The organism is Streptomyces sp. NPDC006450 (assembly GCF_040612195.1).
Taxonomy (GTDB): Bacteria; Actinomycetota; Actinomycetes; order Streptomycetales; family Streptomycetaceae; genus Streptomyces.
On sequence record NZ_JBEXPT010000269.1, the window covers coordinates 1 to 1525 of the forward strand.

The window sequence follows — 1525 nt, forward strand, 5'->3', positions numbered from 1 at the left end:
TTCCAGCGCGAGCGTTACTGGGTGCAGGCGCGTACGGGTGGCGGTGATGTGACCGCTGCCGGTCTCGACGCTGCCGATCACCCGCTCCTCGGAGCGGCTATCTCGCTCGCCGAGTCCGGAGGCGTCGTCCTCACCGGGCGGCTCTCGGCGAGCGCCGCGCCCTGGCTGGCCGACCACGTGGTCGGGGACGCCGTGCTGTTCCCGGGTACGGGATTCGTCGAACTGGCCATCCACGCGGGGGACCAGGTGGGGTGTGGCGGCCTGGAGGAGCTCACGCTCCAAGCCCCGCTGGTCCTGCCCGCACGTGGAGCGGTCCAGGTCCAGGTCGTCGTGGGAGCCGCCGAGGAGTCCCACTCCCGTGACGTCGCCGTCTACTCGCGCGTGACCGCGGCCGGCGACCCGGACGCCGCATGGACCCTGCACGCGACGGGCACGCTGGCGCCCGAGGCGCGGTACGGACTCGGCGAAGAGCTCACCCAGTGGCCGCCCGCAGATGCCGAGGAGCTCGAACTCGACGGCCTCTACGCCCGCTTCGCCGAGGCGGGCATGGACTACGGGCCCGCCTTCCAGGGCCTCAAGCGTGTCTGGCTTCAGGGCGATGCGGTCTTCGCCGAGGTGGAGCTGCCCGAGCAGTACCACGGGGACGCGGAGGAGTTCGGCATCCACCCCGCCCTGTTGGACGCCTGCCTGCACGCCGCCTTCGCCAAGAGCACGGACGACAACCAGGCGGGCCTTCCGTTCGCGTGGTCCGGTGTCGAACTGCACGCCGCAGGCGCGGCGGGCGCACGCGTCAAGCTGACCCCCGCCCCGTCGGGCGGGACGACGGTGGCCGTGGCGGACGTTCACGGCAGGCCGGTCGCGACCATCGACGCGATCACCTTCCGTCCGCTGCCCACCGTGACCGCCACGGAGGCGGAACAGCCGCTGCTCCACCTGGAGTGGTCACCCGCCGACGTACCGTCCGGACAGCGGACCGTCGAGTGGCAGGACTGGGACGGGGCGTCCTCCGACGGGGCCCCGGCAGCCGAAGTCCTCGTACTGCGTGTCGAACGGCAGGAGGACTTCGGGCCCGACGGTCTGCGGGCCTCCGTACAACGCGTCCTCACGGCCGTCCAGCGGCTTCTGGCGGAGGAGGGCTTCTCCGGCACCCGGCTGATCGTGGAGACGAACGGCGCGGTAGCCGTGGAGCAGTCGGCTGACGTCGACCCGGCCGGCGCCGCTGTGTGGGGCTTCGTGCGCGCCGCACAGCTGGAGGCCCCCGAACGGCTGGTCCTCGTCGACACGGACGGCCGCGCGCCGTACGCCGTGGAAGAGGTCATGGCCCTGGGGGAACCGCAGGTCGCGGTCCATGACGGCCGGCTGCACGCAGCACGCCTCGTGAAGGTCGCACCCCCGCAGCCGACCGCATCCGTCTTCTCGTCCGACGACACCGGGACGGTGTTGGTGACGGGTGGTACGGGTGGTCTGGGTGCGGTGGTGGCGCGGCATTTGGTGGTGGTGCATGGGGTGCGGAGTGTGTTGTTGG

The 1525-nt window shown here is 72.1% G+C and carries 1 protein-coding gene; it reads left to right on the plus strand.

Features of this window, described 5'->3' with window-relative positions; genetic code table 11:
• Positions 1 to 1525 (plus strand): polyketide synthase dehydratase domain-containing protein (locus ABZY57_RS32730; protein WP_356518184.1); only part of this gene is annotated, 1525 nt, incomplete at both ends.